The 14,450-nt window shown below is 51.4% G+C and carries 11 protein-coding genes and 1 tRNA gene; 5 read left to right on the top strand and 7 right to left on the bottom strand.

The annotated features are described in order from the left end of the window. Positions 1-77: 77 nt before the first annotated feature. From IPL32_11050 to IPL32_11035, 4 genes are all read right to left on the bottom strand, one after another. Positions 78-1,340 carry an ABC transporter permease gene (locus IPL32_11050; protein MBK8466357.1) on the bottom strand — a complete coding sequence of 421 codons (1,263 nt, stop codon included), beginning with the start codon at positions 1,338-1,340 and terminating at the stop codon, positions 78-80. A gap of 19 nt (positions 1,341-1,359) precedes the next feature. Continuing rightward, complete coding sequence (locus tag IPL32_11045; GenBank protein ID MBK8466356.1) at positions 1,360-2,616, bottom strand: ABC transporter permease; 1,257 nt, start codon at positions 2,614-2,616, stop codon at positions 1,360-1,362. Between the two features lie 150 nt (positions 2,617-2,766). Next, a complete protein-coding gene (locus tag IPL32_11040; protein MBK8466355.1) occupies positions 2,767-3,351 on the bottom strand; it encodes a hypothetical protein in 585 nt (194 codons plus the stop codon). A gap of 34 nt (positions 3,352-3,385) precedes the next feature. Further along, entirely contained in the window at positions 3,386-4,072 is a 687-nt protein-coding gene (locus tag IPL32_11035) for an arylesterase (protein ID MBK8466354.1), read from the bottom strand. 51 nt (positions 4,073-4,123) lie between these two features. On the opposite strand from IPL32_11035, the gene IPL32_11030 reads away from it, so the two are divergent. Then, positions 4,124-4,810, top strand: a complete 687-nt coding sequence (locus IPL32_11030) for an ABC transporter ATP-binding protein (GenBank protein ID MBK8466353.1) — start codon at positions 4,124-4,126, stop codon at positions 4,808-4,810. After that, the gene (locus tag IPL32_11025) at positions 4,810-7,338 is read left to right on the top strand and encodes an ABC transporter permease (GenBank protein ID MBK8466352.1); all 2,529 of its coding nucleotides are present in this window, start codon (positions 4,810-4,812) and stop codon (positions 7,336-7,338) included. The genes IPL32_11030 and IPL32_11025 overlap by 1 nt, the downstream gene beginning before the upstream one ends. Positions 7,339-7,412: 74 nt before the next feature. On the opposite strand, the gene IPL32_11020 is transcribed toward IPL32_11025, so the two are convergent. The 3 genes from IPL32_11020 to IPL32_11010 form a co-directional block, all read right to left on the bottom strand. Beyond that, complete coding sequence (locus tag IPL32_11020) at positions 7,413-8,726, bottom strand: hypothetical protein (protein ID MBK8466351.1); 1,314 nt, start codon at positions 8,724-8,726, stop codon at positions 7,413-7,415. A gap of 185 nt (positions 8,727-8,911) precedes the next feature. Further along, positions 8,912-12,589: a VCBS repeat-containing protein gene (locus tag IPL32_11015; protein MBK8466350.1), complete on the bottom strand. Its 3,678-nt coding sequence runs from the start codon at positions 12,587-12,589 to the stop codon at positions 8,912-8,914. Between the two features lie 510 nt (positions 12,590-13,099). Further along, the gene (locus IPL32_11010) at positions 13,100-13,207 is read right to left on the bottom strand and encodes a helix-turn-helix domain-containing protein (GenBank protein MBK8466349.1); all 108 of its coding nucleotides are present in this window, start codon (positions 13,205-13,207) and stop codon (positions 13,100-13,102) included. A gap of 79 nt (positions 13,208-13,286) precedes the next feature. Here IPL32_11010 and rdgB point away from each other — a divergent pair, with 79 nt between their 5' ends. From rdgB to IPL32_10995, 3 genes are all read left to right on the top strand, one after another. Continuing rightward, positions 13,287-13,892, top strand: coding sequence for an RdgB/HAM1 family non-canonical purine NTP pyrophosphatase (gene rdgB, locus IPL32_11005; protein ID MBK8466348.1), 606 nt, complete (start codon positions 13,287-13,289; stop codon positions 13,890-13,892). Positions 13,893-13,964: 72 nt separating this feature from the next. Continuing rightward, positions 13,965-14,041: transfer RNA gene (locus IPL32_11000), tRNA-Pro, on the top strand. Between the two features lie 101 nt (positions 14,042-14,142). Next, a complete protein-coding gene (locus tag IPL32_10995; protein ID MBK8466347.1) occupies positions 14,143-14,424 on the top strand; it encodes an HU family DNA-binding protein in 282 nt (93 codons plus the stop codon). Positions 14,425-14,450 lie beyond the last annotated feature (26 nt).

Here is a 14,450-nt window from a genome sequence, read left to right as displayed (position 1 = left end):
TTTTTGCCCCAAATAGCCCGAATTGTACGAATCACACGAATCAGAAGACTCTTATTCGTTTGATTCGTGTTATTGCTTTAAGTTCTTCGCATCGCCTCGACTGGATCGAGCCGCGACGCCTGAAGCGCAGGATAAAACCCCGCGATCAATCCCACCATCACAGATGCACCAAATCCTGCCGCGATCGCCCAAAACGGGACAGCAGCGGGAAAGCTGATGATACTTCTGACGGCAAAAGCGAGGAACAGCCCGGCCGCGATCCCGCTCAGGCCGCCTAGCCCTGTCAACGTGATCGCCTCAAGCAAAAACTGCGTCAATATCTCGCCCCTGGTCGCCCCGAGAGCCCGCCGGATACCGATCTCGGGCGTTCGCTCCTTGACCGACACGAGCATTATATTCATAACCCCGACACCACCAACAAACAAGCTTGCGAGAGCGATCGGCACGACGATAACGCCAAGTCCATTGATAACATCATCGACGAGCTGGAATATCTGTTCTGAGCGGTTCACGCCGAAGTTATTGGCGTCGGTTGATTTCAGCCCGCGTCGTTGCCGCAAGAGGAACGTTACTTCGTCGGTGACCTCGTCCACTCGACCCGCCGGAGCCCGGACGGCGATCAGCGTCTCTTCGATCTCAGGATAGAATTTTTCCGATGTCTCGAAAGGAATATACATCGACCGCTCGTCAATCTCATCGCTCCCGATCACACCTTCACCCGTCGATTTGCCGAGCACCCCTATCACGCGAAAGAGCTTGCCGTCGATCTTGATATCCTCACCAAGCGGATCGAGCTCCTCAAAAACCTGCTTTGCAATGCCGTGACCAATAACCACGACCGATGCCCTTCCGCGGCGCTCAGTTTCGGTAAAGAATCGGCCCTTCTCTATCGGCACGTTGATCACGTCGGGGTAATTCTCCCAAACGCCAAGGATCAGCGGATTAATACCCTCGCGTGAGCGGGCTGTTACCTTCGGCACATCAGCCGACGGACCATAACTTCCACGAACCTTTTGCGGCGATACGGCTTGCGGCGAACTCAGTTCGGATACGGCGATCGCATCATCAAGCGTGAAATCCTTACGTTGACGCTCCTCGGCCGTCGGCTGCTCAAGTGAAGGGCCGATCCGCGCCTGTTTGGTGAAATAAATGACGTTCGGAGCACTCTTGTCGGACACCTCCTGAACCCGCTGCGACAGTCCGGTGAGCACCGCCCCGACGAGTGCAACGACCGCCGTGCCGATAATGACGCCGGTCAACGTCAGGCCCGCACGCAGTTTATTGGTGCGTATTGAATCAATGACCGTTTGCCATGTGTCAGTTATGCCTTGAATATTCACGTCAATTTATCTAACAAGATCACTCCGACCTAAGAGCCTCGATCGGGTCCAGCGCTGCCGCCTGTCTCGCCGGAATCACGCCAAAAACTATTCCCACCGCGCAGGACACGCCGATCGCCGCCATAACAGCCCAGATCGGAAGGCTAAGCGGCAGATTTGTTGCCCACACCAGAAGCCAGATAATGCCTGCTGCAAACATTACGCCGATCACTCCGCCGATCACCGTCAACGTCGTCGTCTCGATCAAAAACTGCATCAGAATGTCACGCCGCCTCGCACCAACCGCTAATCGGATGCCTATCTCACGCGTTCGCTCGGTCACCGACGAGAGCATCATGTTCATAACAACAATGCCGCCGACAAAGAGCGATATCGCCGTCAACGGATAAACGATGGTTCCAACAATTCCGGTCAACGACGCCGAAAATGCCTGAACGCTCTTGGCAGTGACAAAGCTGAAATCGTCCTCTTTGTCAGTGCCGATGGTTTTACGTTGGATGCGAATAGCCACGCGAACACGTTCCTCGACATCTACAAGCGATACCTTTTCTGTGTCTTTGGCCTTGGCGAGTATGGCAAGCGAACGCGAACGTGCGCCAAAGACACGAGTAAAGGTTCCAAGCGGGATCTGAACAAAGCCGTCCTGCGAAGACCCAAACGAGGACCCTCGAGGTTCGGCCACGCCGATGACCTGATACCGGATCTGCCCGAGCTGAATATCTTCGCCGATCGCACCCGTCGTCGGGAATAGCTCGTCAACCAGGTCCTGGCCGATAATGCAGACATTTCGCCGATACGTGTCATCGGTCGATGTAAGACCGCGTCCGTACGCGATTTTTATATTAGATAGGTCCGTAATGTTTGGCGTAACGCCTTGAACGATCACGCCAACGAGCGTTTTGGCACCGCGCCTGGCAGGCAATGCGGCATCGGCTTGTGCTCCAAATTCGATCTCGTCGCCCAATCTCACGGTCAAATACTCGAGATCCTCGATGAAGATGTCAGGCCGTTTTGCCTTAGCCTCAACAAAAGCCTGGCCGTCGGAACCAAAATCTTGAAAAGACGCCTTTTCGATCCGCAGCACGTCCGGCGCAAATCCGGCGGTTGAATTGACAACGAAGACTTGAGCACCCTGCAATAATGCCGCTACTATCACAACGACAGCGACTCCAACGACTACTCCGAGTATCGTCAGCGTCGAGCGCGTTCGATTGGCACGAATCGAGTCCCATGCCAAGGACAGCGATTCGCGAAACAAATTTAATCTAGCGGTCAAAGACAGTTGCACAGTGAAAAACATTCACGGTAACACGACGATTAACGGCACTGTGCCAAACACAATGCGTGTCGAGCGGCGCCTACACATTGACTGAGCTTATGGGTCAAAAAGAATGCCAAAGAGTCGCTCTAGACAATATTCGATCGGTTACTTTTTAAGGACGAACTCTTTGAAGAGGTTAAACACCGAGTTGGCACCGAGCGAGATCGTGCCGCTTTTCATGCCGTCTTTCCAGTTATAACGAGGCGGATACCATGCCTCGGCCGCGATGACGTTTGCGGCGTATGTGCCGACGATTCGTGACACTCCGACCGTCCGTTTGCCGTTCGCGGTCCGGGCTGTAAATGTCGAGGCGATCGCATTCCCGGCCCGCGAACCGAAATCACGCTTCTTGCTGCGATAGAAATGGCTGTCGATCTTCAGAGCTTCGTCCATACCGTATATCGCAGTGTTTCGAATGACGTTTTTGCCAAGTGTCGACGCGAAACGCTTTCCAAAACCTTTCGCCGATTTGCCCCACTCCTCGGGCTCGTTTCGGATGGTCGAAAATCCCGAGCTTGCCGCGACTCCAACCCAGGAAAACGGTCCAACTGTGTCGTTGACAAAACGTTTGAAGCGCTTCTCGGCATTTGGACGTGCGTATGACGCCTGATTGGTTGTTGCCGTCGTTTGTGCAACTAGCGTAAGTGCGCTGACAGATGTCAGCGTCAAAATGAAGAGTATCTTTTTCATAAATAGTCTGTTCGGCTGAGCCGGCAATGCGGATTCACTTCGTGAGAATCGGCTTTAGAGCTTTGTAAACGTTGTCGGCCATTATCTTTGCGCCCTCGGCGTTTGGGTGGATGCCGTCGGCTTGGTTTAGTTCTTTCTTTAACGCAACGTTTTCGAGGAGGAACGGCAGAAACTCGACCTTGTGTTCGGTGGCGAGATCGGGAAAGGCCATCATAAAATCACGCTGATATTCGGAGCCCATCGACGGCGGAGCAAGCATTCCGCAGAGGAGTATTTTCAACTTTTTGGCCTTTGCTTTTCGGATTATTTTGTCGAGGTTATCCTTCATTTTCGCGACCGGAACGCCGCGAAGCAGGTCGTTAGCGCCGAGTTCAAGGATAAGAATTTTGGCGTTATCTTGTTCCAAAACCCAATCGCTGCGTTCGAGGCCGCCGAGGCTTGTATCACCCGACACACCGGCATTAATAACCTCAAAATCGTAACCATCCGCCTTTAACTTTTCCTGTAACAGATATGGATAAGATTCCTTTTCCGACAAGCCAAATCCGGCTGTCAGACTGTCGCCAAAGGCAATGATCTTCGGCTTATTAGTCGCAACTTGCGGCATCGCAAGCGTTTTGTTTGCGGCCTCGGGACGAGCGTTCGATCTCGCACAAGAGGAAAGAACAACAACGAGAAATATGAAACTTACAACTGTAGTTTTTCGAATACAATAACGCATAGTTCGTCGCTTTATTGTACGCTAAACCGTCGGCTAAAGATGCAAAATCATATGATCGAACTTCGCAGCGTCTCCAAAACTGTCCTTTCCGGTGTCGAGGACCTGACCATACTCGACGACGTTTCATTCGATATTCCCGAAGGCCAGTTTGTCGCTGTCACAGGCGCATCCGGCAGCGGCAAATCAACGCTTCTCGGTCTTATTGCGGGTCTCGATGCTCCTTCATCCGGGCAAATTTTTGTCGAAAGCGAAGAGATCACAAAACTCAGCGAAGACGCTCTAGCCCGCATTCGAAGCGAGAAGATCGGTTTTATCTTTCAGTCTTTCCATCTCATCCCAAGTCTCACCGCGTTTGAGAACATCATGATCCCGATGGAAATTCTTGGCTTGCCTGACGTGAACGATCGAGCAACGCAACTTCTCGAAAAAGTCGGCCTGACAAATCGCGGACATCATTACCCGCCAGAGCTTTCCGGGGGCGAACAGCAGCGCGTAGCGATCGCAAGGGCCTTTGCAAACAGTCCAAAGATCTTATTGGCAGACGAACCGACCGGCAATCTTGACTCAAAGAATGGCCAGCATATTTTTGAATTGATGAAAGACTTGCATCGACAGAATAACGTTACGCTTGTACTCGTGACACATGACGCAACGTTGGCAGAACAGGCACAAAGGCAAATTGTCCTTACCGACGGACGTATTTCGAGCGAGAGATATTTGGCCGCAGATCAACGCTGATGAAGTTTATTCTCAATCTGACACGACGCGAGATCCGCTCTTCATGGCGGCGATTGTTGTTTTTCTTTCTCTGCATCGCGTTAGGCGTCGGCTCGGTCGTCGCTCTTAGATCGCTTATTCAAAACCTCACGAAGGTAGTAGGAAATGATGCCCGCGCGCTGATGACGGCCGATGTCGAAGTAACCTCAACAAACATCTTTTCGCCGACCGACATATCGACCATCGAAGGCGTCATCGCCCGATTCCCTACCGTCGAAGCCCGTAACGAAACGATCACGGCAGCGGTGATGGGCCGTTCAACCGATCAGTCAAACGATAGTGTTGAATTTATAGAGCTAAAGGGCATTGAGCCGCCATTTCCGCTAATCGGCACGTTCACGCTTTCGTCGGGCGAGCCGTTCGACTACAAGCTGCTGGAAAACAACGGCGCCGTCATCGCCAAAGGACTACTCGAAGAACTTAACGTCAAGATCGGCGACAAACTCCGTATCGGTGAAGGCGAATTCCAGATCCGCGCGGCTATAGACGAAGAGCCGGGCGGATCGAGCGGCTTTCGACTCGGGCCAAGAGTATTTGTCGAAAAAAAGGCGTTTGAAACCGCAGGCATCACACGCAATTCGAGCCGTGTTAGACGCCGAATCCTTTATCGCACAAGCGACAATCCAACCGAGCTTGTCACACAGCTTCGCGATGCGTTAAAGGGCACTACTGTGCAGGTCAATTCGTACCGCGAACAGCAAGAAAACCTGAGCGACCAATTTTCGCGAATGGAAAATTACCTTTCGCTCACGGGTTTGCTGATCCTCGTGCTTGGCGGCGTCGGTGTTTGGAATGTCGCGCGAGCATTCATCGAGCAAAAACGAAAGACCATCGCCGTTCTAAAATGCCTCGGCGGCAGCGGAATAAAGGTCATTACGGTTTATCTACTGCAAATTCTCGTGCTCGGTTCTGTCGGAAGTTTGTTTGGTGTCTTTCTAGCGCAAGGCGGATTGTGGTTAGCTCGCTGGCGGTTTATTGACGCTTTGCCTGCGAAGATGAGTTACTCGATAAATCTCTCGACTGCGTTTCAAGGAATTGTTCTCGGCGTCTTGATCTCGTTGTTGTTCTCAGCATTGCCGCTCATGCAGATCAGATCGATCAAACCGCGACTGCTGCTCCGCGATGAGAATAATGCAAGCTTGTCGAAACTCGACTGGACACGCTGGGCGATCGGCGCAGTGTCTGTCGCTGTGTTGCTGGCACTTGCGGTTTGGCAGGCAGGCTCGGTCAAGGTCGGAGTTTTGTTCCTCGGCGCACTTGCTGCAACGGGAATTGTCCTTTATCTCTCCGCAACGGTGCTGATGTGGTTTCTGAAAAAAGTGAAAGGCCTGGGCACGTTTTCCATTCGTCAGGCTGTGAACTCGATGTATCGGCCGGGAAATCAAACTCGGATCATTTTGCTTGCAGTCGGTTTAGGAGCGTTTGTTGTTTTGTCCGTTCAAGCGATCGAGACAAACCTGCTGCGGGAGTTTGATCTTACGAGAAACGGACGACTGCCGAGCCTCATCTTTGTTGACATTCAGAAAAGCCAGATCGATGACGTTGTTAAGATCATCGCAGAAAAGCTAGGCGAAAAACCTGAGGTTGTGCCGACCGTGCGCGGCCGCATTGCATTTGTCAACGGCGAAGCCATCGATTATCAGCAGCGCGAAATACGCCAACAGCAAGGCCAGATCGGACGTGAATTTGCGCTTACATATCGCGACAACTTGGACGACAATGAATCAGTTATTTCGGGCGATTGGTGGACGACAACAAAGCCGTCGGACATTCCGGAAGTTTCGGTTGACGAAAACATGGCTGACACGTTGAAGGTCAGTGCGGGCGATTCGATAACGTTTGATGTGTCCGGACGAAAGATAACTGCCCGCGTCGCAAACATCCGCAAGATCGACGTCAGAAATGCTCGCACGGCATTCGTTTTTGTATTTCGCCCCGGCACGCTCGACAAAGCGCCGCAAACCTACGCGGCAACGATCATAAAACATGTGCCGACAACCTTGCGGCAAAAGCTTCAACGCGACGTGCTCGACAACTTTCCAAACGTGCAGATCTTTGACGTGGCGGACATCGTCGCGGCAGTTGAGCGGCTTATTAGTAACTTTGTTCTTGCGATCTCGTTTGTCGGCAGCTTTGTGCTGCTGACCGGAATTCTGATCTTGATCGGCTCGGTTGCTCTGACAAAATCTCAGCGTATTTATGAGAACGCGGTGTTAAAAACTCTAGGTGCGAATCGAAGAACGCTGACCACAATTCTGTTTGCGGAATATGGAATTTTAGGATTGCTGGCCGGAATTATCGCGACTACATTTGCGGTCAGTCTTTCGTATGTCGTCAGCCGTTTTCTGATGGAGGTCGAATGGCAATTCGATCCGATGCTTGCCGTCGGAGGCGTCGTGATAACGACTCTGCTCGTAACGATTGTCGGAGCCGCAGCAAGCTTTGATGTGCTATTCAAAAAACCGTTAGCTACTCTGCGCTCACAATAAGAATTTTCACCACAGAGACACAGAGAGCACAGGGCATTTTAATATCTCTGTGCTCTCTGTGTCTCCGTGGTGAATTAATTCTGGGACTCGAACGGATGCTTTTCGAGTACCGCTCGCATGCTGACCTGACCGAATAGAGTTTCGAGGTACGCTCCGAAGCGATGCAGCAGCGGCACGAGGTCTTTCTTCTGCTTTGTGACCAAGATCTCCTCGACAAAACGCTCGAAGGTCTCCGTATCTTTATAAAACAAGAAACGAATACTTCCATTCGTAAATTCGCGGAGCGACCTGTTCAAAGAATCGACTTCGTTTTTTCCCGGCTCCTGTTCAGCGGTCTGCGTTAGGCGGACTAGTTTCCATAGATCGCTGCGAAGAGTGAGCGACCTTTCAAAATTGATGCGGTAGCTTGGGAACAGCGCAACGACATCAACTGAAGGATCAATGAGATGTGCAAGTCCGGCAAGTGTCTGTTGAAAGCTGCCGTTCAGCATCGCATACGCCGTTTCCATTCCGGCACAGATCGATGGCGGCGGACGCAGATCGGCGAGTCCGGTCAACTCCTGAGCGTAAACTTTTTTCAGCTCTATCGAAGCCGTGTATGACGCCGCATCGAGTGAGGCAAACAGTTCGGCCTCTTCGTTCGGGAAACGTGTGAGGCGATTATTTATGTAACTAATAAGATCGGGAATTTGCTCATTCAACCGCGAAAAGATCAGCAGCGCCGGTTTCAATGGCTCGTCTGCCTGGAGCATCTTACCGACGACGCTCAGCCACTTTAGTATCTTGGCAAACTTCGGCAAGATGAGCGCGAGTTCGGCATTTTCCAGCGTCTTCGGTTTTTCGTTTGAGGCAAAACTCTTTAACGGCTCAGGCAAAAATTGCTCGCCTTGCGCTTCGGCGTATCGAATCAGTTTATGGAACGCTTCGAGCCTGCCAAATTTCTCAGCAAGCAGATTGCACCACGCTTTCCATTCACCAACGCCGAGCGGCTCGGCACGAACAATGCACTGGCCAACCTGTATCGAATCACGCAGCGCCGCAGCGAGATCGGTCAGTTCATCAACCGTCAGGCCGTGTGATCGCCGAGTGCTCTCGGTTTGATTTTGCTCGACGAGCAGCCGTGCATTCAGTTTCATGCACCGCATCAGCGTCGATTGAGTAAGGCGGGATTCTATTGTGTAATCGACCGTCGGCTTTGCGGTGTCGCGCACACGAAAAGTGTAGTTACCGACACTCAAAAAACTCTCAAGCCCCGAAAACCATATTCCCAATTCAATGGCTGTCTCTGTATCGGCACTCATCGGCAAATCTGTGTTGTCGCGGCGCACTTCGGTAATGACCGCATTGTCATTAAGCACATTGGTAGGATTATCGATCACTGCTGCCAATTTGGGGTTTCCTCAGGTAGAAGGTAAGCGTCGGTGGTGAGGCGGTTTTCACCGCAAATCAATTATACCTGTCTCTGAGAGGTCTTGGCAATAAAAATGTCACAACATGCAAAAGCCCGCACGTTAGTAAGGGCGAAACACTCAAGCATGAATGTATCGCCCTGACTAACGTGCGGGCTTTCGCATTAGAGTCTTACGCGGCCATTGATCGCAGACACTCGTGGCTGGCCGTCGTTGAACATTATCCGCTGCCACGTCAATGGCGTAAATGCTCCAGGTTCGCCGACCGCCTTAAATCTGAGATTCAGAAGTAATCCATTGCTGTCGATGGGCATCGCACCATACAATGCGACTCGTAAAATGCCCGGTTCGTTGGCGTTTGCGGCAAACGAAAGGCCTCGGCTGGCTGTTCCTGCTATATCAATAACATCCTCTAAAGGCTGTATCACCGAAGCATCATACCTTAGCTCGAACTCATACGAGACAATGCCTTTGTTAGCCGCATTATCGACCCGAACCGGCACGACGATCTCTTTTCCAACTGCGACAGCCATATCCGGCAGTTCAACCGAAATACTTCTCTCCGGCCCGCTGGCTACTGCCGGCTGCTTACCGCCAACTCCTCTCGCACCGGTGTTGTTCCAATTGCCCGACACGTCGCCCAGCAATATCGCGGTGTAATCTTCGCCTGCGAGGTTGCTGGTCAGCGTCGGATAGGTCCTGCTCGTCGGCGTAGAGCCTGTTGGAAACGGAATGTTCGGAACGGTGAAAAACTTCCAAGTTCCCGTCAAGGCATACGGAGTTAGCGCAGTGACATAACGTGCGATCTGCGCCGCGTCAAACGACTGGATCGCATTGTTGCCGCTGACATCCGCCGCGACAAACTGGTTGCCGGTCAGAAAGTTGTTACCGGTAACGTGCGCAGCGATCCTTGCCGCGTCAAATGAATTGATCGCATTGTTCACGCCGCCCACCTTCGAAGGCGTAACCGTATAGGGCCCCGCACCCAACAGATCAAGCTTGTAAGTTCCCTCACCCGCGCCCGGCGCTAATGTTGTCGCAGAAGCCGAAGGCGTTCCCGCAGCATTCACCTGCACATTAGAAACATACCGCGTACTCGGACTTCCAATCGCATTGCCGTAAGTAACAGTTCCGCTTAACGTACAATCACGAAGCAGAACGGATAGATTGTTTGAGAAAATGTTCGCGGTAACAAGATCTTGCTTGCCATCACCATTGAAATCACCTACCGCTATTGAATAAGGAAAATCGCCAGTCCCCACAGACCCAGCTAAACTAAATCCACCCACCCCATCTCCCAACAGGATTGACGCACTGTCCGAGTTAGGTATATCAACTGCAATGTCTAACTTGCCATCACCATTGAAATCACCTAGAGCTACCGATACAGAAACTCCGCCAACGCCAATGTTTGTCGCGGCACTGAAATTGCCCAGTCCCAATCCCAGAATAATAGTTACGGTTCCCGGTTCACGATTAGCTGTCACTAAATCTTGCTTGCCATCACCATTGAAATCACCTACTGCTATTGAGTATGGATTAGAATCAACTGGTAAATTGATCGCCCCTCCGAAGCTTCCATTACCAACACCCAACAGGATTGAGACATTGTTTGATGCCCAGTTGGAAATGGCAAGATCCTGATTGCCATCTTCATTGAAATCACCCAAGGCGACCGAATGAGGAACAGTGCCAGCTACATAGTTTGTTGGAGCGGTAAAATTGCCGTCACCGTTACCTAACATTATCGACACGTTGTTTGTGCCGTCATTAACAACTACAAGGTCTTGCTTGTTATCTCCATTGAAATCCCCCACAGCAACTGCTTCAGGGCCGCCTGCAGGTAACATTAAAAAGTTAGAGAAACTACCAAAACCATCACCTAATAAAATCGATACATTGCTCGAACCCAGATTAACAACTGCGAGGTCCTGATTGCCATCGCCGTTAAAATCTCCCACTGCTAATGATTTAGGATTATTACCCACTCCGAAGTTCGTCGCGCTTCCGAAACTACCAGATCCATTGCCTAACAAAATCGACACATTGTGCGAGCTTTCGTTTGCCACCGCAAGATCCTGTTTGGCGTCTCCGTTAAAATCTCCAACGACAACTGCTTCCGAACCAGTCCCCGTGCCGTTATGAACCGCCGGCGCAAAACTGACCGGATTACAAACAGGAGGCGTGTTAACCGTAAGCGTAAACGTCCTTGTATTGGTCACGCCCATAAAACCGAATGCTGTGACGGTGATGAGGTGTATTCCTGCCGGATGAGCATTTGTAACGGTGACGATGCCGGTTGTGGGATCGGCTTCGAGCTTGCCTTTGAAGTTTGTTGAGGTTGAAACGTTCATGCTCGCCGCTAGGAGCGGGGCGGCGTCGGGCGTGACGGTCGTATTTGTGCTGAGCGGTATCACGGCGTTTGTGTAGTTGCCGAGTATCGGCGTCGGCACAACGGTCGGCGTAAATGTCGGCGTGAATGTCGCCGTACTCGTCGCCGTTGGTGTAAAGGTTGATGTAGCCGTAAATGTCGGAGTAAATGTCGATGTTGATGTCGCCGTAGGAGTGAACGTCGAGGTGCTCGTTGCCGTTGGCGTAAATGTCGATGTTGATGTCGCCGTCGGCGTGAACGTCGAAGTTGAGGTTGCCGTCGGTGTGAATGTGGATGTTGCCGTCGCGGTCGCCGTGTTCGTCGCCGTCGGTGTAGCCGTCGCGATAGTGAGCACTCCGTTCGACGTTACATCAGGAGGCGAGCCGCCGTTGAAAACAAAACCGGGATGAAATTGGCTTCCCGGGCTCGTGTAGTCCTCAAAGATCAAATCCGTCGATTGTCCTGACGAGCCTATAACATTAAATCTCAGATTGAGCAGCGTTCCCGATCCGGTCAGTGGAGAGACATCAAACGCCGAGATGATAAGGTGTCCCGGATTAGCAGCATTTGGCGTAACGAACATATTGCTGCTGACCGTTCCCGTTTTATCAAAAGCGGGCGATGCAGGCGTGATGATCGCCGGGTTAAATGTCACCTGCAGGTCATAAGAAAATATGTTCAAACCGGTCGTATTACCGACCGTTATCGGTACCAAAACAACCGTGGCAGGCGACGCGGTCATTATCGGCAGAGCCACCGCCACCGCCGGTGTACCCGTCGCGGTTGCCGTCGCCGTATTTGTCGGTGTGAATGTCGGCGTAGTCGCAGGTGTATTGGTCGGCGTGTTTGTCGCAGTATTTGTCGCCGTCGCAGTTGCAGCGACCACCGTGAAGCTTCCGTTCGTGATCGTCACTGTCGGATCGCCTTCGTTAAACCGAAAGCCCGGATGAAAGGCCGATCCCGGATCAGTGTAATCCGCAAACGTCAACGCCGTCGATTGGCCGGTCGTTCCGATAACCGTAAATCTTAAGTTGATCAGCGTTCCGGCTCCTGCCATAGCCACTCCTTGAAATCCCTCGATGATCAAATGGCCGGAATTGCTCGTGTCCGGTGTTATCGTCATCGCACTGCTCAGCGTTCCAGCCGTATCAAAAGCAGGTGAAGCAGGCGTCAGGATCGCCGGATCGTATGTCACTTGAAGTTCATACACATAAACCCCAAGGCCGGTAAGATCGCCTGTCGTTATAGGCACAGAAATAGTTGCGCCGGTAGGAGCGTTCACAGCAGGCAGTGAAACCGGCACCGGTACGAAAGATGTAGAAGGATCTATTTGCGGTAACCCGAAAAATTCGCTGATCCGAGTCGCAAAAAGACTATTCCCCGCGGCCTTAGCGGCTGGAATAAAATTAAATCCGCTAAAAATAGCGATGCCAGCCAGAACAATGACCATAGAATAATGTCGTTTCTTCATTACCTTCTTTCTCTCCCAAATACCGGTATATTTCCCGTAAGCATATCGCTGAATCGCGATTTATACAAGGTTTGTTTGTGAGGGCATCGTTCGTAGCAACGTTTCCTTTTGTTTCATCGCGTAGCGATGTTTTGAATGTAGCCGTGGGTTTTAACCCACGGCAGGCCGTAATAAATGTTTCCGTCGCGTCAGCGACGATTGAATTATTGCAACGGTTTTGTTCAATCGTCGCTACGCGACGCGAATCCTCGGTTCACATTCCCGTGGGTTAAAACCCACGGCTACATTCACCTTGCCGCTACGCGGCAGAGAACCATTTTTACGCGATAGATGAATGTAACAGGTTGCCACCCTTTCCACTGTTTCCAGGTTTCCAGACTTTCCAGATTTATAATCTATAAGGGTCTTACTTTTCATTTATATATATATTTACTTAGTGATAACTCAATATAGATAAATAGCTCTGGAAACTTGGAAACTTGGAAAGCTGGAAAGGGTGGCAACTCATCTCTACGCTTTCAAGTACTTACCAACTGTCGTGTGAGAAATCCCGACTTCCTCAGCTATCTCACGATTGGTCTTTCCATCCGCTGACATCTCTTTTACCCTCGCGATCAACTCTTCCTTCTCTTTATCATTCGAGGCTTTCCGATGCTGAGTTTTTTGCGGCCTTAACTCAATATGGCATACTCGAAATATGGCAAGAAAGCTGCTCGTTGCAACAAATAATCGGGGCAAACTTGGGGAGTTGAACGGCCTTTTAGCTGGGCTGCCGATCGATCTGCTAAGCCTCAGTGATATTGGCTGCACGGTCGAGATCGAGGAAACAGGCTCGACGTTTGCGGAAAACGCTGCGCTAAAAGCCATCGGCTACGCTTCGCTCTCCGGTTTAATGACGATCGCCGACGATTCCGGACTAGAGATCGAGGCACTCGACAACAGGCCGGGCGTTCTCTCGGCGAGATACGGAGGAGCGGAATTGGGGTTTTATAAGAAGATGTCAATGCTGCTCGGCGAGCTAGACAAGACAGGCGACACGCGGCGAAAGGCACGCTTTGTCTCGTCCATCGCAATAGCCGATGCGGCAGGCGAGATCGTCCATTCTGCCGAGGGCATTTGCAGCGGTACGATTGCACCATTTCCTCGCGGAACAAATGGTTTTGGCTACGATCCGCTGTTCATTCCGGATGGTTTCGATCAGACCTTTGGCGAGCTGTCGGACACCGTTAAACAGAAAATCAGTCACCGCGCGCACGCTTTTTGCCAAATAATCCCGTTTTTACGGCTTTTTTACGCGGTTTGACTTGACGTTGGCGCTTCTTGCGCATAGAATTCGACTCTTGGAATCGTTAATCGTTTCTTTGATCTGACATAACGGGGCGTAGCACAGCCTGGTAGTGCGCACGGTTTGGGACCGTGAGGCCGCAAGTTCGAATCTTGCCGCCCCGACCAGTCATTTTATTAACGGCTGGAAGTTTTCCCCCTTTGCCCAAGCGATTTTTGCCGGCAAATTATTAACTATATAAACAACCAACTTGGAGGTTAGATAAATTATGGCTCGTATGACACAAACGGAAATTATCGGAGCGCTGGCAGATTCGTGCGGTCTCAAAAAGACTGAGGTCAAAACAATGTTTGACGCTCTTGCTGAAATGGCGACAAGCGAAGTTAAAAAGAATGGCGAATTCACCGTTCCCGGATTTGGCAAACTGAAAAAGACCCATCGCAAGGCCCGTGACGGACGCAACCCAGCAACCGGTGCGACCATCAAGATCCCGGCGAAGACCACAGTTAAGTTCAGCATCGGCAAAGCGATGAAAGACGCTGTAGCCTAAGCTACGCTTGATTTAGCGATAGTTTT

It is taken from the genome of Chloracidobacterium sp. (genome assembly GCA_016711345.1).
In the GTDB taxonomy this organism is placed as follows: Bacteria; Acidobacteriota; Blastocatellia; order Pyrinomonadales; family Pyrinomonadaceae; genus OLB17.
The sequence above is the reverse complement of the archived record's forward strand: the minus strand, read 5'-3'. Positions and strand labels throughout refer to the sequence as shown.